Source organism: Herbiconiux sp. (genome assembly GCF_023264855.1).
In the GTDB taxonomy this organism is placed as follows: Bacteria; Actinomycetota; Actinomycetes; order Actinomycetales; family Microbacteriaceae; genus Herbiconiux.
Genome location: NZ_JAHFUW010000042.1, coordinates 1 through 20397, shown reverse-complemented (window position 1 = coordinate 20397; position 20397 = coordinate 1). Strand labels below are relative to the sequence as shown.

Below are 20397 nucleotides of genomic sequence, written 5' to 3'. Positions count from 1 at the left end.
TCCGTGACGACGGCCCTGAGCACTTCTCCCCCCAGCACTCCCCCTTCGCTGGCCCGCACGCTGTCGCCCTGGCGGCTCGGCGGCCTCGAACTCCCGCACCGGGTGATCACGGGCAGCATGCACACCGGTCTGGAGACGGTCGACGACGGCGGGGCGGCCCTCGCGGCCTACTACGCCGAGCGGATCGCGGGCGGTGCCGCGCTCATCATCACGGGCGGACTCGCCGTGAGCCCGGAGGCCTGCGGCGCCGACGACTTCAGCGTGCTGGGCGAGCCGACGAGCGATGCGCGGTTCGCGCTGGCCGTCGGCGCCGTGCACGCGGCGGGCGGGCGGATCGCGGCGCAGCTCTTCCACGCGGGCCGGTACGCCCTGCTCGAGGGGATGACGGATGCGACGGGCGCGCCCCTGCGACCGGTCGCCCCGTCGCCGCTGCCGTGGCGCAGCTCCGGCGCACAGGTGCCGCTGGCCCTCGACGAGGAGGGCATCCGCCGCACCCTCGACGACTTCGAGCGGGCGGCCTCGCAGGCGATCGTGCTCGGCTTCGATGCGGTGGAGATCATGGCCTCGGAGGGGTACCTGATCAACCAGTTCTGTTCGCCGGTCACCAATCATCGCGACGACGAATGGGGTGGCGACGCCGCACGGCGACGGCGCTTCGCCGTGGAGGTCGTGCGGGCGGTTCGGCGCGGTGTCGGCTACGACGTGCCCGTGATCGTGCGGATGTCGGGTGCCGATCTGGTGCCGGATTCGAGCACCCAGGACGAGACGGATGCGCTGGCCCGAGCGCTCGTGCTGGCGGGCGCGGACGCACTGAACGTGGGGATCGGCTGGCACGAGTCCACGGTGCCGACGGTGCAGGCGGCCGTGCCGCACGGGGTGTGGGTGCGGTACGCCGAGGCGATCGCGCGGGCGGTGTCGCTGCCGGGCGCCGCGCTGCCGGGCGCGGCGGGAACGGGGGGCGCAGCATCCGGAGCCGTGTCGGACGCGGGCGCATCCGGTGACCGCTCGGACACGACAGCGTCCGTGACCGAGCTGCCCGCGACGGCCGTTCCGGTGATCGCCAGCAACCGGCTGACCGACCTGCGCGACGCCGAGCAGGTGCTGGCCGGCGGGCTGATCACGGCCGTGGCCCTGGCGAGGCCGTTCCTGGCGGATGCGGCGATCGTCGATCGTTCCCGCTCCGGCCGCTTCGACGCCGTGAACACCTGCATCGGCTGCAATCAGGCGTGCCTGGACAACAGCTTCGTGAAGCAGCCCGTGTCGTGCCTGGTGAACCCGCGGGCCGGCAACGAGACCCGGTACCCGCTCGAGCTGACGGCGCGGCCCTCGCGCGTGGCCGTGGTGGGCGGCGGGCCGGCGGGGCTGGTGGCCGCCACCGATCTGGCCGAGCGCGGGCACGAGGTGACGCTGTTCGAGGCGCAGCAGCACCTCGGCGGGCAGTTCACGCTGGCGGCGCTCATCCCGACGAAGGAGGACTACGCGCTCACCGTGCGGCACTACGCCTCGCGGCTGGTGGAGGCGGGAGCCAGGATCGAGCTCGGGCGGGCGGCCTCGGCGGCGGAACTGGCATCCGGCGGCTTCGACTCGGTGGTGCTGGCGACGGGGGTGCGGCCGCGGCCGGTCGACGTTCCCGGATCCGGGCTCCCGCACGTGCTCAGCTACGAGCAGGCCCTGCTCGACGGGGTGCCGGCCGGGCGGGTGGCGATCATCGGCGGCGGCGGCATCGGGGTCGACGTCGCGAAGTACCTCGTGCTGTCGCACGCTCCGGCCGAGCGGGCACGATCGTTCGAGGCGCGCTTCGACGTCCTGCCCCCTCGCATCGACCTGGAGTCGGCAGAGCTGCCCCAGCGGGCGGCCGCACGCGAGGGAACGGGCGTGACCGGCATCCTGTCCCGGTTGCCGGTGGCTGCGCGGGCAGGATCCGACGTGGTGCTGCTGCGCCGCTCGGGCAAGGTGGGCGCGGGCATGGGGCTCACCTCGCGCTGGGTGGCGCTCGGCGAGCTGCGCGAGGCGGGTGTGCGGATGCTCACAGGGCTCGAGTACGAGTCGATCACGGCCGAGGGCGTGCAGATCGTGCTCGCCGACGGAACCCGCGAGATGATCCCCGCCGACACGGTGATCGTGTGCGCCGGGCAGCTCGAGCACGACCCGCTGAGCGCCTCGCTCACCGAGCTCGGCCTCCGCCACGAGCGCGTCGGCGGTGCGCTCGACGCCCGCCGTGTCGACGCCGTGCGCGCGACCCGCCAGGCCCTCGACGCCGCGCGCCTGCTCGCCCCCTGACCTCGACGCCGCTCGCGCGGACCGCCCCCTCGCACCACGGCCCGGCCACTTGACAGAAGTCGCCCTTTCTGAGGCCCACCTGCCACAACTTGTGTCAAGTGGCGGGAGAGGACGGGGCGGGACGCGGCGCGCGGGCCGGCGGCGGGCGAGTAGCGTGTGGCCATGGCGAATCTTCTTCATCTGGACAGCTCGGCCGACGTGCTGCGGTCGCGATCGCGGGCGATCGGGCACTCGTTCAGCGAGGCCTGGCTGGGCGCGCATCCGGGCAACACGGTCACGCATCGTGACCTGCACCGCGACCCGCTTCCGCACCTGGCCGACGCCTCCCTGCACTGGCCGCCGCGCCTGCGACCCGCGGATGCGGCACCGCCCGCCGACGCCGAGGCCCTGCAGGCCTCGCTGATCGCCGAGCTGCTCGCCGCGGACGGGCTGCTGATCGGCGCGCCGCTCTACAACTACTCGCTGCCCTCGAGCCTCAAGGCCTGGATCGACAACATCCACGTGCCCGCCGTCACCGCCCCGTTCGACGGCGACACGCAGCCGATGGCCGGGCGCCCCGCCGTGATCGTCACCAGCCGGGGTGTCTCCTACGACGCCGGCTCCCCCACCGAGGGCTGGGACCACGAGGTCCCCGCCCTGCGCCTCATCCTCGGCACCGCCCTCGGCATGGACCTCACCGTCATCGAGACCAGCCTCACCCTGGCCGAGGATGTCGCGGCTCTCGCCGACCAGATCCCCCGCAGCCGCGACGAGCTCGCCTCGGCCCACGCCCGAGCATCCACCCTCGGCCACTCCCTCGGCGCCCCCACCCCTTAACGGTCATCGACCCGTCACTTCGTCCCGGTATTCGCTCGTCAGAGCGGGACTGAGTGACGGGTCGATGCCCGTGGAGGTGACCTGAGGGCTACTGGGCGCGCTGGAGCACGATCAGGCCCGTGGGGAAGCGGTCCCGGGCCGAGACGTAGACCTTGCCGAGGGCCTCGTCGACCGAGACGCCGTACACCTTGTTGCCGTAGGCGGTGCCCGGGTAGTTCGCGATCTCGGTGAGGTCGGCGGCGTTCAGCACACGGATGCCGCTGGCCTCGAACGCGTCGGAGGCGTGCCCGAGGTACAGGCGCCCCGCCTTCGAGTCGACGGCCACCGAACGGTAGTCCGGATCCGTCACCGCGAGCGACTGCAGCAGGTCGAACGACGTGCCGTCGTACACCCGCACGCCCTCGGTCCCGGAGCCGTTGTTGGTGGTGTAGAGACGGTTCGCCGCCGCATCGAAGGCGATGCCATGCGTCGCCCAGCCCTCACCCGGCGTCTCGACGACCTCGATCATCGCCCCGGTCTGCGCATCCATCACTTCGAAGCCCGAGCCGCGGTTCGCGCCGAAGACGCGTCCGGTCGTCAGGTCGACGTCCATGCCGCGCACGTTCGCCGTGAAGGCGAACGGCCCGCGCTTCACCGTGTCGGTCGCGAGGTCGAGCACGGTCCAGGATGCGCCGTAGGCGACGTACAGCTCGCCCTTGGCCGAATTGATGGCGACGTCGCGCACACCCTCGTCCTCGGCGCCGACGATGGCGTGCGTCGCGACCACGGCATCCGTCACCGGGTCGATCTCCAGCACCCGCGCGGGGCGCTGCTCGTTGCCGACGAAGAGGTGACCGGTGGCCGGGTCGACCACGGATCCGACCGGCTTCACGTCGAGGTCGGCGTTCGAGGCGGCCGACGGGATCGCCGTCAGCTCACTCGCCGTGTACGCCAGGCCCGTCGGAGGCTCGGGATCGGTGGGGTCCGTGGGGTCGGTCGGATCGGTCGGATCCGTCGGGTCGGTCGGATCCACCGGCCCGCCCACGCCCGCACGCCGGCTGATGGTCACGGCCACCGGAGCGAGCTCCGAGCCGGGCGGGTTCAACCGGAAGTCGCGGTTGGAGACGAACACCCGCTGGCGCTCCTCGTCGACCGAGATGCCGTAGCCGTCCTTGCCGTACGCGGGGTCGGCGATGTCGGCGAGCAGCTCACCCGTCTTCACGTCGTGCACCGAGAAGCCGCCGGTACCGGCGACCTGTCCGGTGTAGCCCACGTAGACCAGGCCGTTGGTGGAGTCGACGTCGAGCTGACGGGCGTTGACCCGGCCGACCTGCTCCCAGACCTGGCCGAATCCGTCGTCGGCGTCGAACGCCGCGATCTGCACGGAGTCGGCCGCGTCACGGAAGTACGCCGTGGTGACGAGCCCGTTCGCCGGGTCGGCCGCCACGTAGTACGCGTCGCCCGTTCCGCCGATCACGCCGAGCGAGGCGCCCGTCGCGGCATCCAGAACCTCCACACCCCGCGAGGGGATGGCGCCGTAGACGAACCCGCGCTCGGGGTCGACGTCGATCGAGCGGTTCGAGGCGATGAACGGGAAGGGCCCGGCCACCGTCTCGCCGAAGTTCGCGTCGGCGATGGAGACGACCCGCCAGTTGGTGTTCTGCTGGCCGACGTAGAGCAGCTGCTTCTCGTCGTCGATCCCGAGGTCCCGGATGTTCTCGGGCATCGTGATCGTGCGCAGGATCTGGTTGGTGTCGGGGTTCAGCTCGAAGATCGAGCGCCCGTTCTGGTCGCCCAGGTAGAGCACGTCCTTCGCCTGGGAGAACGCGGATCCGGCCGGCAGTGAGGCGTTCGACTTGTCCACGACATCGATCGCTCCGGCGACGTCGTAGTCGAAGCCCGCTTCGAGTACGCGCTGCGAGACCGTGACGGCCACCGCAGCCAGCTCCGACCCGGGCGGGTTCAGGCGGAAGTCGCGGTTGGAGACGAACACCCGCTGGTGCTCCTCGTCGACCGAGATGCCGTAGCCGTCTTTGCCGTAGGAGGGATCGGCGAAGTCGCCGAGCTGGTCACCCGTGGCGAGGTCGAGCACGGTGAAGCCGCCCGATCCCGCCGCGGTGCCGGTGTAGCCCAGGTAGACGAGGCCGTTGGTGGAGTCGATGTCGACCTGGCGGGCGTTCACGCGGGTGACCTTCTCCCACACCTGGCCGAAGCCGTTCTTCGCGTCGAAGGCCGCGACCTGCACGGCATCCGGAACCTCCTCGAAGTAGGCGGCGGTGACGTAGCCCTTCGACGGGTCGGCGGCCACGTAGTACGCGCCGGCCGTTCCGTCGATCACGCCGAGCGACTCGCCCGTGGAGGCACGCAGCACCTCGATGCCGCGCGACGGCACGGCGCCGTAGACGAGGTCGTTGACCGGGTCGACGTCGATCGAACGGTTCGACTCGATGAACGAGTACGGTCCGCGCACGACCTGGCCGAAGGTGTCGTCGGCGATCGAGACGACCACCCAGTTGCGGTTCTGCTGACCCACGTAGAGCAGCTGGTTCTCGTCGTCGATCCCGAGATCCCGGATGTTCTCGGGCAGCGTGATGGTGCGCAGCACCTCATCGGTGTCGGGGTTCATCTCGAAGATGGTCCGGCCGTTCTGGTCGCCCAGGTACAGCACGTCCTTCGATTCGGAGTAGGCGGATCCGGCGGGCAGCGAGGCGTTCGACGTGTTCACCGAGTCCAGCTGCGAGACGACCTGGTAGTCGACCGTGCCGACCGGGGTCTCCGGATCGGTCGGGTCGGTGGGATCGGTCGGGTCGGGGTTCGGCACGCAGCCCAGGCACGGGGTGCCGGGGTCGCTCGGGTCGATCACCTGGGGAGCCTCGTCGTCGGTCACGGCCTTGCCGGCATCGTTCTTCACGATCGTGAGACCGTCGAAGTACTCGCCGTCGGCGGTGCGCGACTCGTAGCGCAGCGTGTCGCCCGCGACGTCGATCAGCTGGTAGAGCTCGACCTCGCCCTCGAGCTTCTTGAGGTGCCCTCCGTTCTCGTTCCAGATGCGCGGACCGGCACCCGAGTACATCTTCGAGCCGACCACCGACACGGCGTACACCGGGCCGTCGTAGTTCAGCTCGGAGTTCCAGGTGCTGGGATTGCCTTCCTCGGCGGCGAGCGTGTTGCCGCGGCCGTAGTTGTGGTCGTGGCCCTGCAGCACGAGGTCGACGTTGTTCGCCTCGAACAGCGGCAGCCAGGCCTCGCGGATGGCGCGGTTGTTGCGGCCCTCATCCAGCGAGAACACCGGGTGGTGGAAGTACACGACCGTCCACGTGTTGGGGTTCGTCTCGAGGGTCTGCTTCAGCCACTCGGTCTGCACGGCGAGCGCCGCGGCATCCGTGATGTTGCTGTTCAGCGAGATGAAGCGCACGCCCTGGTAGTCGTTGTAGTAGACCGTGCCCGCAAGCAGCGCCTCGATGCCCTCGGCTCCGGTCGGGCCGTTCTCGGGGTAGTCGAACTGGGCCTGCCACTGCGTCGAGAGCTCTTCGCCCTCGTACTCGTGGTTGCCCGCCGCCGCGAGGAAGTTCTGCGTACCGAACTGGTAGCCGGCCGCATCGAACACCTCGCCCCACTGGCTGTCGTCGTTCGCGTCGTCGATCAGGTCGCCCGCCTGCAGCACGATGCTGGCGTCGGGGCGGTCGCGGAAGGCGTTGCGGATGACCCGGCTCGCGTCGCTCTTGATGCCGTTCTGCACGTCGCCGAGGTAGATGAACGAGAACGGATCGGCGGTGGCGGCCGCGGTCGTGAAGTGCTGCCACTCGCTGAAGTTCGTGCCGTCGCCCACGCGGTACTGGTACTGCGTGTCGGGCGTAAGGCCCGTGAACTGCACCGTGTGGAAGCTCTCGTCGTAGTTCTCGGTGCTGACGTCGGTGTTCTTCGATGCGTCCACGGTCATGATGCCGGTCGGGTACGGCGTGGCCGTGGCGACGCGATACTCGGCCTTGGCCGTCGAGACGCCTTTACTGGTGCGCCAGGTGACCGACTGCGAGGTGGCGAGATCGCCGTTCGGGGTGAGCACGATGCGATCCGGGATCACGGACGGCCCGTGCTGCACGAGCGGGGTCACCGTGGCGGCCTGGGCGCTGCTCACCCCCAGCACCGGTGTGAACAGCGAGGCGGCGACGGCCGCGATCGCGAAGCCTGCGAGCATCCGCGTGCTGCGGCCCCGCTTGGACGTGTTCGTCATGTTCTGACGACCTTTCGATGCTGTGTTCGGGGAGGTTCTGGTGGTTCCGGATGCGGGTCGGCGGCTCATGCGACGCCACCCTCGCGGCGACCGCGGCGGTAGAGCACGAACAGCACGACCAGGCCGGCGAGCAGGGCGGCGCCGCCGAGGGCGATCCCGACCCCGACGCCGTTGACGCCCGTCTCGGCGAGGTTCTTCACGCCGGTCGCGGCCGATCCGGGCTTCAGCACGGTGATCGCGACGGATGCCTCGGCACCCGACTCGAGACCGCGCACCACGATGCGGTGCTCACCGGGGGCGACTCCGGCCGGGATGTGGGCGGTGAAGAAGTAGCCGCCGTTCGCGTCCGCCGTGGGGTAGCCGAGTTCGATCGGGTCGGAGTGCAGCGTGACCTCGAGGTCTTCGTTCGGCCAGAAACCGCTGCCCTTCATGCTGAGCGAGTCGCCGGCCGCGATCCCCGTGGCGGAGAGCTCGATCGGCGAGGGGTTCGCCGCCGGCTTCGGCTGGGTGGGGTTCTCGGTGGGCTGCGGGCTCGCGGGGGGCTGCGCCGTGGGGGTCGCCGTGGCGGTGGGCTCCGGGCTGGTGGTCGGCTCCGGGCTGGTCGTGGGCTCGACCGTGGGCTCCGGGGTCGGCTCGACCGTGGGCTCGGGGGTCGGGGTTGCCGTGGGCTCCGGCGTCGGCTCCACAGTCGGCTCCGGGGTCGGGGTGACGGTCGGCTCTGGGGTGGGCTCGACGGTCGGCTCCGGCGTGGGCTCCACGGTCGGCTCCGGGGTCGGAGTCGGAGTCGGCTCCACGGTCGGCTCCGGCGTGGGGGTGGGCTCGACGGTCGGCTCCGGGGTCGGGGTCGGCTCAGGCGTGGAGGTGCCCTCGCCGGGCACGACGGGCGTCGGACGCTCGGGCGCGTTGATGTCCGACCGGGTGGATCCCGGTCCCGAGGCCCAGGCCACGGTCTCGTCGGTGACGAGCTTCGTGCCATCCGTCTTGGTGATGGTGAATGCGTCGAACAGCTCGCCGGTGACGGTGTGGCTCTCGAGGTGCAGCTGATCGCCCACCACGTCGACCGTCTGGTACATCTGCGTGTCGCGGTTCATGCTGCGCAGGTTCGCGCCGTTGGTGATCCAGTTGTTCGACTCGAGCGGGTCGGGCACGTACATCTTCGGGCCCGCCACGGTGACGAGGTAGACCGGTCCGGTCTGGCTGGTGGCGGCATCCGCTCCGGCCGGCAGGTTCTGCTCGTTCGCGAACAGGTTGCCGCGCCCGTAGGCGTGGTCGTGGCCCTGCAGCACCAGGTCGACGTTGTACTTCTCGAACAGCGGCAGCCAGGCCTCGCGGATGGTCGCGTTGTCGCGACCCGAGGTCACCGAGAAGATCGGCTGGTGGAAGGCGATGACGGTCCACTTGTTCGGGTTGTTCGCCAGTACCTGGTCGAGCCAGCCGGTCTGCTCGGCCAGCAGCGCGCCGGAGCCCATGTTGGCGTTCAGCGTGATGAAGCGCACGCCCTGCATGTCGACGTAGTAGACGTTCTCGTCGAACGTCTCCTGCACCTCCGGCGTGCCGGCCGGACCGTTGCGCGGGTACTCGAACTGCGCGCCCCAGTAGCGGCTGAGCTCGGGGCCCGGGTAGTACTCGTGGTTGCCGGGGGCGGCGATCACGTTGAGGTAGGAGTTCTCGAAGCCGGCGGCTCCGAACCACTCGCCCCACTCGGCATCCGCGACATCGGTGTCGATCAGGTCGCCGAGGTGCACGACGGCCTTGGCGTAAGGGCGGGCCTCGTAGGCCGCGCGGAAGGCACGCGAGGCGTAGCTCTTGACATCGTTCTGGGCGTCGCCCTGCACGATGAACGAGAACGGCTCGGCGGTTGCGGCAGCGGTCTCGAACTCGAGCCACTCGCTCCAGGTCTCGCCGTCGCCCACACGGTAGAGGTAGGCGGTGTTCTCGGCGAGGCCCGTCATCGTGGCCGTGTGGTACTTGATGGTGTAGCCGAGGTCGGTGGCGAACTCCGTCGTGGAGGTGGCCGCGACGGTCGTCGAGGCGGTGACCGGGCCCTTCGTCATCGAGGCCAGCTGCACCTGCGGGGTGGTGACGTCGACCGAGGTGCGCCACGACACGTTCTGCGTGGCCGCCGGGGTCTCGGTGGGGGTCAGGATGACGCGGTCGGGCACGGCCGAGGCCACGTGCACGAGCGCGGGGTTGACGGGTGGCGGGTTCAGTCCGCCGGCGGCGTAGGCGATGCCGCCGCCGAGCGTGCCGAGGGCGACGACGGCCGCGAGGCCACCGGCGACCAGCGCGGTGCGGGGTGTGAGGCGCGTCAGGGCGCGCGTGAGCTTCTCGCTCTTCATGTGATGGGACGTCCTTCGGTGAGACGGCACGGGTTGCCGACGGATGCCGCACACGCTTGGTTCGCGCACGACGCCGATCACGCTAGTGAAGAGGCAGGGGCGCATCCGGGGGTCGGCGGGAGGTTTCACGGCGCGTTCATCCGGTGCTCGGCAACGCGCTACGAGAGCCCTTTTCCCGTCATCCACTCTTCACGCAAGGATGCCCAGCTCGGGTTGGCAGCGGTGCCATCGAACTGCTATACGCGTATAGTTCTGACGTCTGTCTGCGCTTCGATAGCGTAGGAGACCCACATCGATGCAGAGGAGAGATCCGTCCATGACCGCCCGCCGAGCGCCTCGAGGCCTGTCCATCCTGATCCCTGTGGCTCTGACTGGGGCTCTGGTGAGCGGATGCACGGGGTCGGGTGACGACCCCACGGATGATGCGGCCGTCGGCCTTCCGCCGGCGTCGGCCGCCCCCGTCACCGGTGCGCCCTCCGCCACGGCCGACGCCGGCGGATTCCCGACCTGCGACGAGGTGAAGGCGGCGCTCGGCCCCGAGGTGGCGGGTCTCGTCGAGCTCGCCGACAGCGAGAACGGCGTGGCGACGGGTTCCGAGGGGCCCGCCCTCGGCTGCGCCTGGCACACGAAGGAGACGGCCGATTCGAGCATCGACCTGGCGGAGTACGGCGGGATCTCCCTCGGCATCTCGCGCGACCCCGAGTACACCGAGGAGAGCATGGAGCCCCTGGGCTGGAACGTCGAAGACGGCCGGGTGGCTGCCGCCGGAGCCTGGGCGCTGAAGGTCGGTGGCGGATACGACCCCGACGAGCAACTGGACGTGACCGGGGTGCAGGTCGTGCGGGACGGCGTCGTCGTCGTGCTCACCTCGGGCGGGGTGGCGCTTCAAGACGTTCCGCAGTTGGCCGCGTTGACGAACGAGTGGGCGCTGGGCGCCGGCGTGGCGGCCCTCGATCTGATGGACTGAGGACTGATGGACGCTGATCGGATGCCCTTGTGACTGCCCCACCGCCCTTTCCGGACGCGCGTCTGCGGAGGTTGCCGTTCCCGTCGTGGCCGATCTGGCTCGTCTTCGGACTGCTCCTCGTGCCCAGCCTCGCGATGCTCGGCGTTCTCGGCTTCGCGAAGGATGCGGCGGCCGATCGCCTGGGCCTCGAACGCGACGCGGTGGGGCGGAATGTCGTGCTCACGGGAGTGCTCTCGGAGGTGGAGACCACGTCCGGCCTGCCGAAGACGAGCAGCCTGTACGAGGTCACGATCCCGGACACGGGGACGGGCGCCGGAACCGGTGGCGATGCCGATACCGGACCCGAGGATCAGGTGACGTTCCGGGGTGACGAGCAGTGGGGCTTCCCGCCGTCGCCGGACTACCTGGCCGAACTCGACTTCCTGGTCGTGCTCGACGATCGACCGCGCGCCGTGCAGCACGGCCCCGTCGGCAGCATCCGGCCGGTCACCGAGCAGTCGGTCCGCGAGGCGGAGGACGAGTTGACGTCGGCGCGGGCCGTCTGGGTGGCCGGGATCGTCGTGTTCTGGCTCTTCACCCTCGGACTGCCTGTGCTCGCGATCCTGCTCGCCGTGCGGCGGCACCGTGCGAAACGGCGGCTCGCTCCTCGCGCCCTGCTGTGACGCGGCACGTCGCGGATGGTGAGAGGTCCCCATCGCGGCGAGTCTTGCACACCCGTAGGTTAGGTCGGTGTCCCGGTCGAACCGGGCGGGGAGGGATCGGCGGATGCGACGCATCGGGAGGCTGTCCGTCATCGCGCTCGTGCTGGGGCTGGCCGGCTGCGCCGGGGCGGACGACTCGGACGACCGGGCCCGGTACGACGCGATGCTGGAGATCGAGAAGGTGCCCGGGGTGCTCGTCGCGCCGTACGAGCGGTACGTGCAGATCGACCCGGCCGCACCCGAGGACGAGATCGTGACGACGGCGCTGGCCGTGCGCGAGATCCTCGACGGCCTCGGCTCCGACCGACCGAACGAACTCGACCTCATCGCCGTGTATCCGGGTGACGCTTACGTGACGACCGAGTTCACCACGCGTTCCTACGAGGATGCCGACCGGTTCGAGCGGGATGTGCGCATCTGGGCCGGCCTGCTCGACGAGGGCTTCACCGAGGTCAGGTACAACGTGTTCGACGAGGCGGGCGATGGGGTGCTGAACGTGCATTCCGGGGAACCGGGCGAGCCCGGACCGACGGTGAACCAGGCGTTCGACGCGATGGTCGCTGCGCTGGGCGACGACCTGATGTCCTTCCCGGGACTGCAGACCGAAGCGCTCGTCGGCGACGTGCTGGTGACGAACCGCTCCGGCCATCCGGCCTTGCCCGCCGGCTGGGACACCGCGCTCGAGGAGGTCACGAACCTGGAGTACATCCCGAAGGCGAATGCGCAGTTCGAGTCCGATACGACCGCGCTCCGTCTCACCGGCGCCACCGGTCTCACGGCCGAGCAGACCGCGGAGATCCTGGGCATCCTCGGCGGCGCGGGAGTGCTCCAGCCCTCGGTGAGCGTGAGCTACGCCATCCGGGGCGACGACGATTCGCTGACGACGCTGTTCGGAGCGGCCCCGTGAGGCGGCGGCTGGCGGCGGTCGCCGTCGTGGCCGTGCTCCTGCTCTCCGGATGCACGCCGCGATACGACACGCCCGACGATCGATCGCAGGCCTTCGGCGATGCCGTGGCCGAGACCCTGAGCGACGTCGAGCCGCAGCCGGCCGAGCTGCGCGTCCGAGGGAGCTATGACGGGATCACGCTCGACGCCCGCCTCGGCGACCTGTCGTCCTCCGACACCCTCCGCTTCATCGAGGAGGCGCTGCCGCTCGTCGGCGACTCGCCGCTGGGTGCCCTGCCGATCCGCCTCGTGCTGAGCCACGACGACGCCCGGTCGGGGGTGGGGGGCATGGAATGGCTCGGCTACGATCCGGCCCGCTCGGAGCGGTACTTCTCCGCGGTGCAGCTGTGGCTGGACGTGCTCGCCGACCCCGGGGTGCAGGTCGAGGAGAGGTTCGAGGTCCAGGCGGCGTTCGTCTCCGGCTCGATCGAGGTGTTCGACGGCCGGGATCTGGACGCCTACCGCAGCGAGCTCGTCGGAGTCCTCGAGCAGGCGGGGTACGTGGATCCGTCGATCAGTGTCGTGGCCGCGGCGGCGCAGTAGGAGGACGGTGCAGGAACGCAGAGTGGTGCGGGCGGATGCGCCGGCCCGATCCGAGCTGGAAGCGCAGGGCTGGGTGATGATCGCCCGGTCCTGGGGCGCCGGACTGGCGCTCGACGAGCAGCGGCGCGAAAGGTTGCGGCACCTCGTGGACCGGGCGCATCCGCTCGTCAGCGTCAGGGAGGTGACCGCGAGCGACGCCGAGGCCGTGCTGGCCCTGGATCGCGAGACGGCGCACGACTACCCCGGCGACATCGCCACGGCCCACGAGGCTCTGACGACGGCCGGCGCGACGCCGACGGCCACCCACCGCGGCTGGGGCGCTTTCACCGCGGAGGGCCTGCTGGTGGCGATGACGTTCGCCGACACCGGCCCCGACGTCACGGAGACGGATTTCACGGTCGTGCGTCGAGGATGGCGCCGCCTCGGGCTCGGATCCGCCGTGAAGGCAGCCGGCGTGCTCGCCCTGGCCGATGAGGGTCGCACGGTCTTCCGCACGGGCGGCTCCTTCGACAATCCGGCGAGCATCGCGGCCAACCGCTCCCTCGGCTACGAGCTCGACGAGGAGTGGCTCACCTACGCGCCCGGAAGCCGACCCGCCCGATAGGGGTCGGCGGGTGGCCAGAGCGACAATGCGTGCAGGCTGTCGCGTGCGAGCCCGGTCTGCGCGTGGAACCCGAGGCTTCGGCGATCACGAAGTGAGCAGACGCGTTCTTTTGCCGAATGGGCAAGGAGGGGTCCTCTCCTGGACTGGCGAGCATACGATCGCGGCGTGACGAATCCCTCCTCCGCTCCCGCTGCTCACACTCACGGACCCCTTCTGGCGCGCTTGCTCGACCTCGACGCGATCGTGCAGTCCCCGATGCTGGAGGAAGCCGTCTCCCTCGCCGTCGACCTCGTCGGCGCGCACGAGCCGGATCGCGTTCTCGACATCGGAGCGGGCACGGGCACGGGCTCGATCGCGCTGGCCCGCCGGTTCCCGTCAGCCGAGATCGTCGCGGTCGACATCGACGACGCGATGCTCGACGTCGTGCGCGAGCGGGCGAGAACGGAGGGCGTGCGGGATCGGGTCGTGGCTGTGAACGTCGACATCACGTCTCCGTCGGCGCAGCTGGATGTGGCCGATCTCGTCTGGTCGGCGGCGGCCCTGCATGAGGTCGCGGACCCAGGCCGGGCCTTCCGCAACATGTTCGAGGCGCTCCGGCCGGGCGGGCATCTGGTCGTCGTGGAAATGGACGGCCTCCCTCGCTCCTGCCCGAGGCGTTCGCCGCCCTCGAGCAGCGGCTGCGGAGTGCTGCCGGACCCGCGCCGGCCGCCGAGCATCCGGAGTGGACGGCCGCGATGGAGGCCGCGGGCTTCGAGGTTCTCTTCACCCGCACACTCGCCACCGACCGCGCGATGCCGGCGGACGGCCCGGCCGGCGACTACGCGGCACTCGAACTGCGGCGCGTCGGGCACCGCGCCATGCCGTCGCTGAACGAGTCCGATCGGCTCGCCCTGAGAACCCTCGCCGGCGACGCGGCAGGAAACGTCCGTGAACTCGGCACACTCCGCATCCGCAGCACCCGCACCCTCTGGGCTGCTCGCCGCCCAGAGGATAGGGGCGTAGACGGACACGTCTAGACGCTCGTCTCAACCCGGGAGCGGCCGACGGAGCACCCCTCGGCCGTCGGCGTGTTCATCGATTCAGCGCGCGGCCCGCAGCACGGCTCGTTCCTCGGGCGGAGTGAGGCCTGCCCGGCGCTCGCGGTGCACGTTCCGGGCCGTCTCATCCGCCAGCACGCGGGCGAGAGTGTCCTCGAGGGAGGAGAGGGTGCCGCCCGTGGCAAGGAAGGACGCCCCGGATCGCTGCAGGAATGCGCTGTCGGTCTCAGGGAGCCAGAGCGGCAGAGATCGCGGTCCGGCCCAGTAGTTGACGCCCTGCGCGAGCAGGAACCGGTCGTCGAGCGGTACGAGTTCTCCCCCGTATCCCGCCACTCCGACGGCAGCGGAGAAGAAGTTCCGCATGGGGTGGATCTCTCCGACGGCATTGATCGTGCCGGTGACGCCGTTGTGTCCCGCTTTTTCGATCCAGGCCGCGAGGTCGGCGACGTCGATGACCTGCACGAAACGCCCATCGGGCGTCGGGACGAGTGCCGGGCCCATTCGGCTCAGACGTGCCGGCCAGTATCCGAACCGGTCGCTCGGATCGCCGGGGCCGACGATGAGACCCGGTCGGGCGATGAGGAGGCGATCGCCGAGCGCTGCGGCGCTGGTGCGCTCCGCCGCGACCTTCGCGTGGGCGTAGGAGGAGAGGTCTGTCGGATCCACCAGCCGGGCGGACTCGTCGGCGCCGGGCTCGTCGTTCGTGGCGTACACAGAGACCGACGACACCAGCGTCCAATGGGAGGCGTGTGCCGCGAGCGCGTTCACCGCGGACTCGACCAGGGCCGGCTCGAAGGAGAGCTCGATCACGTCGTCCCAGGGCGTCTTCAGATCGTCGTACGCCGCTGCCGACAGGCGGTCCGCGCGAATGTGATGTGCACCCGCGGCAACATCCCCAGCTTGCCCACGAGCCAGGCAGTACACCTCTGAGCCCGCCTCGACCGCTCTCCGCGAGATCTCCCGACCCAGCCATCCCGTTCCGCCCAGCACCAACACTCGTCGCATGCCGACAGTCAACCAATTCCGCTCGTGTTCGCCGACACGGCTTCGCTCCGAGCGGAAACGCCGGACGTGGCGGGTCTCGGATGCCCGGGCGGCGCGTGGCCGGACCGCCGCTCTCTTGGGAGTGGAAGTCCCGACGGGTCGCAGGCTAACTTCGACAGATGTATTACAGCGACCGGGACCTCTGATGTCAGGGCATGCCGCATGAAGACCAGAAACCTCGCCGTGCTCGTGTCCGTGACGGTCACCCTCGGCTGTGCGCTGACTGGCTGCGTGGCCGATGCTCCGAGCGATGACGCCGTGCCGTCGGTCACGGCAACCCCGGTCGCAGAGGACGAACCGTCGCCCGCCGTGACGGACGTCGTCGACGACCCTCCGCTCGTGGACACCGGCGTCCGCGAGCACGCCACCGGCCAGGTCGTCCTCGACGATGCCGGACAGATCGTGAAGTACGTCGTCGCCGAGGGTGATCGCGGCGACGAGATCGGGCTGCGGCTCGGCACGGAGGCCACGCAGATCTACCACGACGCCGGGGAGTTCGAGGGCCGGAACATCCTCAACTGGGGTCAGATCCACCCCGGAGACGTGCTGCGATTCATCTCCGGCCGATGACGGCGCCGAAGGCCTGCCGCGTTGTGCCCGCCGAGCGATCCGTCAGCCGACGGTCTCCACGCGTTCGGGCGACGCCTCGGGCGAGGTGACCTTTTTCGAGTCGGCGAAGGCTCGGGCGAGCTCGTGAATGGCGGCGATCAGCGCGCCGACGAACAGGGTGCTCACCACGATCAGGGATTTGGGAAGGACCGCCAGCTCGCCGCTCATGAGCACGAACACGACGACCAGCACGCCGAGACCGTACGCCGCCCATGAGGGATTCTTCATGAACGAACCGTAACCGCATCCTCGACAGATGTCGAGAAGATTGCGAGAAGATTGCGGACCGCAGGACGACCGCTCGGCGTGGGGGGCGGTTCCGGGGCGGTTGACAGGTGTCGAGTTGACATCGAGGCTGGGTAGGGAGGAGGGGTCATGACTGAGGTACTCGAGGGCGTTCGCGTCTCCGCGGAGAGTGAGCGGGCGGCATTCGTTCCGGGCGCGGCCGTGATCGCTCGTATTCGGAGGATGGTGATCGCCGCGGTCGTGGCGGGTCTCATCTATTCTTTTCTGACCGTGGCCAGCAAGGGCATCTGCGTCGGTGGGGTCGATGGGTCCGGCGGGTTCATCGATTCGTCGGGAAACCCCACGGATGCGGCGCCGTCGTGCCTCATCCTCACACTGGGACCGAACCCGCTGATGCTGGTGCTGTTCGCTGCGATCGTCGTCCTCGCGCTCACGCGAGTGCTGAATCGAGCGCAGAGCGAGAAGGACGCGGTGCGCATCATCGATCGATCGGTCGTCGCGGTCGCGGTTCTGGCCGCGCTCGGCATCGTGATCTCGCAGATCTGGTTCGGTCTGATCCCGACCTGGGACTGGACTCCCACGGGATCGTATTCGTTCGTCTATCCGTTCCCGTTCGGCAGCGTCGAGCTGTCGATCACGCCGATGACGACCACCTAGGGTCCGGGTCAACCTCCTCTGACGGACAGCGAGCGTGCATGATTGCACGGTCTACAGGGGGACCCGCGGAGTCGTCTCGGGCCGACAGGGGATGCCGACTGCCGTCCGGTGCTGAGCGTGCAGGATGGGTCCCTCGACGGGGTGGACTGCGTCTGGACGGATGGCCGGTCCGTGTCGTTCGGGATCGACGGTTCGGTCGACGGCGACGTCATCGCCATATCGACGCAGGGCGACGAGACATAGGGCGCGCGCTGAGGCTCACGCGGCATCGCCCCTCCGGCGGCACCTGACCCAGGAATGGGGATTCGTCCGACCGGAGGGGCGCGCACGGTGCGGTTGCGCTCGGTGCCGCCGGGGCTCAGCCTTGTCTGCATGACTGAGGACACATCCGGGATCGACATCAGGCGCGACGACGGGAAGGCGTTGATCGGCGTTCTGGCGGTGCTCGAAGGGCTGATCCGGGCCGGCCGGATCGGGCCGAGCGAGGTGACCTCCTTGCGGCGGCGCCTGGCCAGAGACGGTGTGATCGAGGTCGATGACAGGGTCACGGATGGCGGAACCGACGATGTCGCGACCGGACTGGGCGACCTGAATGTTCGGCTAAGGCGGGCGCTGGGAGAAGTGTGGTGAGAGCCGGGAGGCGAAACGCGACTAGCCGATGACGCTGCGGTAGCCGGGAACGGAGCTCGACGCGTACTCCCACGGGAGTACGGTGGCCGGGCCCGGGGGCGGATGCCGCGGGGGTGCGGGCGCGGCTACGATCGAGCCATGCCGCAGCAGCCGGGTCGGAGCAGGGCCGAGCGTGAGCGCTGGGCCGCCGACCGGTGGGCGGAGTCGGGCTGGGGCGACCGGGACTGGGAGCCGCGCTTCCGCATCGGGGGCCGGCCTGCGCTGTGGATCCCGGTCATCATCTCGTTCCTCGTGCAGATCCCGGCCGCGCTGCTCAGCTGGCACGCCCGCCGCTTCGAGAGCGCCTTCGACGACGACCCCGGCCGCTTCGCGCTGCGCCTCGGGCTCGCGGTGCTCGGGCCCGTGGCCCTGCTGTTCGCCCGGCGATTCCCCGGCCCGGTCGTGGCGGTGGTGTCGGTGGCGGCGGGCGCGTACGTGCTCGTCGTGTCGGGCAGCGCGGCACCGCCGTACATCGCGGTGGTGTTCGCCGTGATCGGGGCCGTCGTGCGCGGCGCCCGCGTGTGGGCGTGGGTGTCGGTGGGGGTGGCGTGGGCCGTCACCCTTCCGCTCGGTGTGCTGCTCGGGGTGTCGTGGCAGCCGGCGCTCGTGGTGGCCGTCACCCTCGGCCTTCTGCTCGTACTCGGCGTCGGCGAGGCCCTGCGCACCCGGCGCGAGCGCACCGACGAGTTCCGCCGCCGGGTCGCCGAGCGCCGGCAGAGCGCCGCCCAGGCCGAGAGGGTGCGCATCGCCCGCGAACTGCACGACGTGCTCGCGCACTCCCTCAGCCAGATCAACGTGCAGGCCGGAGTGGGCCTGCACCTTATCGACACCCGGCCCGAGGAGGCCGCCAAGTCGCTGGCCGCCATCAAGGCGACCTCCAAGTCGGCGCTCGACGAGGTGCGCTCCGTGCTCGGCGTGCTGCGCGAAGGGGCGGATGCGACGGGCGGCGGGACGGATGCGACGGGCGGCGCCGTTCCGGATGCGGCGCCCCTCGTTCCCGAGCCGGATCTCAGCCGCCTCCCCGGCCTCGTCGCATCCGTGCGCTCGCAGGGGCTCACGGTGACCTTCGACGACCGGATGGGCGACGCCGCCGTGCCCCAGGCCGTGCAGCTGGCGCTGTACCGGATCGTGCAGGAGTCGCTCACGAACGTCATCCGGCACGCCGGTGCCTCCGCGGCATCCGTCACCCTCGCCTGCACGGACACGGAGTGCACCGCGGTGATCGAGGACGACGGCGACGGCCGCGGCACCTCCGCCGACGGCCGCGCCGCGGCCGGCCTCGACTCGCGCGGCTCTCCCGGCTCCCTGGCCGAGGGCCGCGGCCTGCTCGGAATGCGCGAGCGCGCCGCCCTGCTCGGCGGTCACCTCGAGGCCGGCCCCCGGCCCGGCGGAGGCTTCCGGGTGGCCGCCGCACTCCCCCGGCGCACCGGAGGCGTCGGATGATCCGGGTGGCGATCGCCGACGATCAGCAGCTGATCCGCGGCGGGTTCCGCGCACTGCTGGCCTCCGAGCCGGGCATCGAGGTGGTGGGCGAGGCCGGCTCCGGTGTGGAGGCCGTCGAGCTGGTGCGCGCGCAGCGGCCCGACGTCATCCTGATGGACATCCGGATGCCCGACGGCGACGGCCTCTGGGCCACGGAGCAGATCACGGCCGACCCGGACCTCGTGGCCACGCGGATCGTGGTGGTGACCACGTTCGAGCTCGACGAGTACGTGGCCCGCGCCATCCGCGCCGGGGCCAGCGGCTTCCTGGTGAAGGACACCGAGCCGGTGGAGCTGATCCGGGCCGTGCGCGTGGTGGCGGCGGGTGAGGCGCTGCTGAGCCCCGGCGTCACCCGGCGGCTGCTCGAACGCGTGTCGCACGACCTCACCGCCGCGCCCGACACCCGCCGGCTCGCCGTGCTCACCGCGCGCGAGCAGGAGGTGCTCGGCCTCGTCGGCGCCGGCCTCACCAACGACGAGATCGGCACCCGGCTGCACCTCAGCCCGCTCACCGCCAAGACGCACGTCTCCCGCATCATGAGCAAGCTCGCCGCCCGCGACCGCGTGCAGCTGGTGATCGTCGCCTACGAGACCGGCCTGGTGGCCCCCGGCCGCTCCCCCGGCTGAGCATGCCGGCTGCTCCCGCGGCGGACTCTGCCGGCTGCTCCCGCGGGAGTAGGCGAAGTGTCGCCCGGCGGCCGATTCGCGCGGGGCGCCGATTCGGGAGGCTGATGTCCTGAGGTTCCGACCGGAACCGGAGAGAAGGACATCATCGTGTCGACCATCGCCCTCGCCGCCGCCCCCGCAGCCGCTGCCGCCGCCCAGATCGGGCATGGCTTCGGCCCCGGGTTCGGATTCGGCTGGCTGTTCCTGCTGATCCCGCTGTTCTGGATCGCCGTCGTCGCCATCCTGTTCGCCACCGTCGGCCGCCGCTGGCGCCGGGCCGCATGGATGCACCGTGCCGGCGGCTTCGACCAGGCCGGCCGCCGCGCCGAAGCCACCCTCGCCGAACGCTTCGCCCAGGGCGACATCGACGAGGTGGAGTACCGCGCCCGCCTCGAGGTGATCCGCACGAACAACCCCGCCCCGCAGTACCCCGGCCGCTGACGCGCGCCGCGCCGCCCCCTTCCTCGCCGACCCGTCAGCTGATCCCGTTATTCGCCCCGGATAACGGGACGGAGTGACGGGTCGGCGAAGGTGGTGGGGGTGGTGGGCGGGTGCGATCAGCGGGAGAAGAGGCGGCGCAAGA

General features: G+C 70.7%; 19 protein-coding genes and 1 pseudogene. 16 read left to right on the top strand and 4 right to left on the bottom strand.

What is annotated here, in order from left to right; translation table 11 throughout:
- The first annotated feature begins 3 nt into the window (after positions 1 to 3).
- Positions 4 to 2280, top strand: a complete 2277-nt coding sequence (locus tag Q0D75_RS15670) for an FAD-dependent oxidoreductase (protein WP_291055410.1) — start codon at positions 4 to 6, stop codon at positions 2278 to 2280.
- A gap of 162 nt (positions 2281 to 2442) precedes the next feature.
- Complete coding sequence (locus Q0D75_RS15665) at positions 2443 to 3096, top strand: NAD(P)H-dependent oxidoreductase (protein WP_291055408.1); 654 nt, start codon at positions 2443 to 2445, stop codon at positions 3094 to 3096.
- Positions 3097 to 3184: 88 nt separating this feature from the next.
- Here the strand turns inward: Q0D75_RS15665 and Q0D75_RS15660 are convergent, their stop codons facing one another.
- Positions 3185 to 7306, bottom strand: a complete 4122-nt coding sequence (locus Q0D75_RS15660) for a metallophosphoesterase (protein WP_291055405.1) — start codon at positions 7304 to 7306, stop codon at positions 3185 to 3187.
- A 65-nt stretch (positions 7307 to 7371) separates the two neighbouring features.
- Positions 7372 to 9645: a fibronectin type III domain-containing protein gene (locus Q0D75_RS15655; protein WP_291055402.1), complete on the bottom strand. Its 2274-nt coding sequence runs from the start codon at positions 9643 to 9645 to the stop codon at positions 7372 to 7374.
- Between the two features lie 316 nt (positions 9646 to 9961).
- Here Q0D75_RS15655 and Q0D75_RS15650 point away from each other — a divergent pair, with 316 nt between their 5' ends.
- The 7 genes and pseudogenes from Q0D75_RS15650 (at position 9962) to Q0D75_RS15620 (ending at position 14421) form a co-directional block, all read left to right on the top strand.
- Positions 9962 to 10612 (top strand): hypothetical protein, encoded by a 651-nt coding sequence (locus Q0D75_RS15650; RefSeq protein WP_291055399.1) that lies wholly within the window; start codon positions 9962 to 9964, stop codon positions 10610 to 10612.
- A 29-nt stretch (positions 10613 to 10641) separates the two neighbouring features.
- Complete coding sequence (locus tag Q0D75_RS15645; protein WP_291055397.1) at positions 10642 to 11274, top strand: hypothetical protein; 633 nt, start codon at positions 10642 to 10644, stop codon at positions 11272 to 11274.
- 103 nt (positions 11275 to 11377) lie between these two features.
- Entirely contained in the window at positions 11378 to 12220 is an 843-nt protein-coding gene (locus Q0D75_RS15640) for a hypothetical protein (protein WP_291055394.1), read from the top strand.
- Complete coding sequence (locus Q0D75_RS15635; protein ID WP_291055391.1) at positions 12217 to 12801, top strand: hypothetical protein; 585 nt, start codon at positions 12217 to 12219, stop codon at positions 12799 to 12801. The genes Q0D75_RS15640 and Q0D75_RS15635 overlap by 4 nt, the downstream gene beginning before the upstream one ends.
- 7 nt (positions 12802 to 12808) lie before the next feature.
- Positions 12809 to 13405: an acetyltransferase gene (locus Q0D75_RS15630; protein ID WP_291055389.1), complete on the top strand. Its 597-nt coding sequence runs from the start codon at positions 12809 to 12811 to the stop codon at positions 13403 to 13405.
- A 255-nt stretch (positions 13406 to 13660) separates the two neighbouring features.
- Positions 13661 to 13975, top strand: a pseudogene (locus tag Q0D75_RS21045) (class I SAM-dependent methyltransferase); the annotation flags it as partial.
- 164 nt (positions 13976 to 14139) lie between these two features.
- Positions 14140 to 14421: a hypothetical protein gene (locus Q0D75_RS15620; protein ID WP_291055385.1), complete on the top strand. Its 282-nt coding sequence runs from the start codon at positions 14140 to 14142 to the stop codon at positions 14419 to 14421.
- A 63-nt stretch (positions 14422 to 14484) separates the two neighbouring features.
- Here Q0D75_RS15620 and Q0D75_RS15615 read toward each other — a convergent pair whose 3' ends face one another.
- Positions 14485 to 15447, bottom strand: a complete 963-nt coding sequence (locus tag Q0D75_RS15615) for an NAD-dependent epimerase/dehydratase family protein (protein WP_291055383.1) — start codon at positions 15445 to 15447, stop codon at positions 14485 to 14487.
- 201 nt (positions 15448 to 15648) lie between these two features.
- On the opposite strand from Q0D75_RS15615, the gene Q0D75_RS15610 reads away from it, so the two are divergent.
- Positions 15649 to 16056, top strand: a complete 408-nt coding sequence (locus Q0D75_RS15610; protein WP_291055381.1) for a hypothetical protein — start codon at positions 15649 to 15651, stop codon at positions 16054 to 16056.
- 42 nt (positions 16057 to 16098) lie between these two features.
- Here Q0D75_RS15610 and Q0D75_RS15605 read toward each other — a convergent pair whose 3' ends face one another.
- Positions 16099 to 16323 (bottom strand): hypothetical protein, encoded by a 225-nt coding sequence (locus tag Q0D75_RS15605; RefSeq protein WP_291055379.1) that lies wholly within the window; start codon positions 16321 to 16323, stop codon positions 16099 to 16101.
- A 147-nt stretch (positions 16324 to 16470) separates the two neighbouring features.
- Here Q0D75_RS15605 and Q0D75_RS15600 point away from each other — a divergent pair, with 147 nt between their 5' ends.
- The 6 genes from Q0D75_RS15600 to Q0D75_RS15575 all read left to right on the top strand — a co-directional run bounded on the left by Q0D75_RS15600 (position 16471) and on the right by Q0D75_RS15575 (position 20255).
- Positions 16471 to 16998: a hypothetical protein gene (locus Q0D75_RS15600; RefSeq protein WP_291055377.1), complete on the top strand. Its 528-nt coding sequence runs from the start codon at positions 16471 to 16473 to the stop codon at positions 16996 to 16998.
- 117 nt (positions 16999 to 17115) lie between these two features.
- Complete coding sequence (locus tag Q0D75_RS15595; RefSeq protein WP_291055375.1) at positions 17116 to 17241, top strand: hypothetical protein; 126 nt, start codon at positions 17116 to 17118, stop codon at positions 17239 to 17241.
- An 87-nt stretch (positions 17242 to 17328) separates the two neighbouring features.
- Positions 17329 to 17628 (top strand): hypothetical protein, encoded by a 300-nt coding sequence (locus Q0D75_RS15590; RefSeq protein ID WP_291055373.1) that lies wholly within the window; start codon positions 17329 to 17331, stop codon positions 17626 to 17628.
- A 138-nt stretch (positions 17629 to 17766) separates the two neighbouring features.
- A complete protein-coding gene (locus Q0D75_RS15585) occupies positions 17767 to 19110 on the top strand; it encodes a sensor histidine kinase (protein WP_291055371.1) in 1344 nt (447 codons plus the stop codon).
- Complete coding sequence (locus Q0D75_RS15580) at positions 19107 to 19775, top strand: response regulator transcription factor (RefSeq protein ID WP_291055368.1); 669 nt, start codon at positions 19107 to 19109, stop codon at positions 19773 to 19775. Before Q0D75_RS15585 ends, Q0D75_RS15580 begins: the two co-directional genes overlap by 4 nt.
- Before the next feature lie 147 nt (positions 19776 to 19922).
- The gene (locus tag Q0D75_RS15575) at positions 19923 to 20255 is read left to right on the top strand and encodes a hypothetical protein (RefSeq protein ID WP_291055367.1); all 333 of its coding nucleotides are present in this window, start codon (positions 19923 to 19925) and stop codon (positions 20253 to 20255) included.
- Positions 20256 to 20397 lie beyond the last annotated feature (142 nt).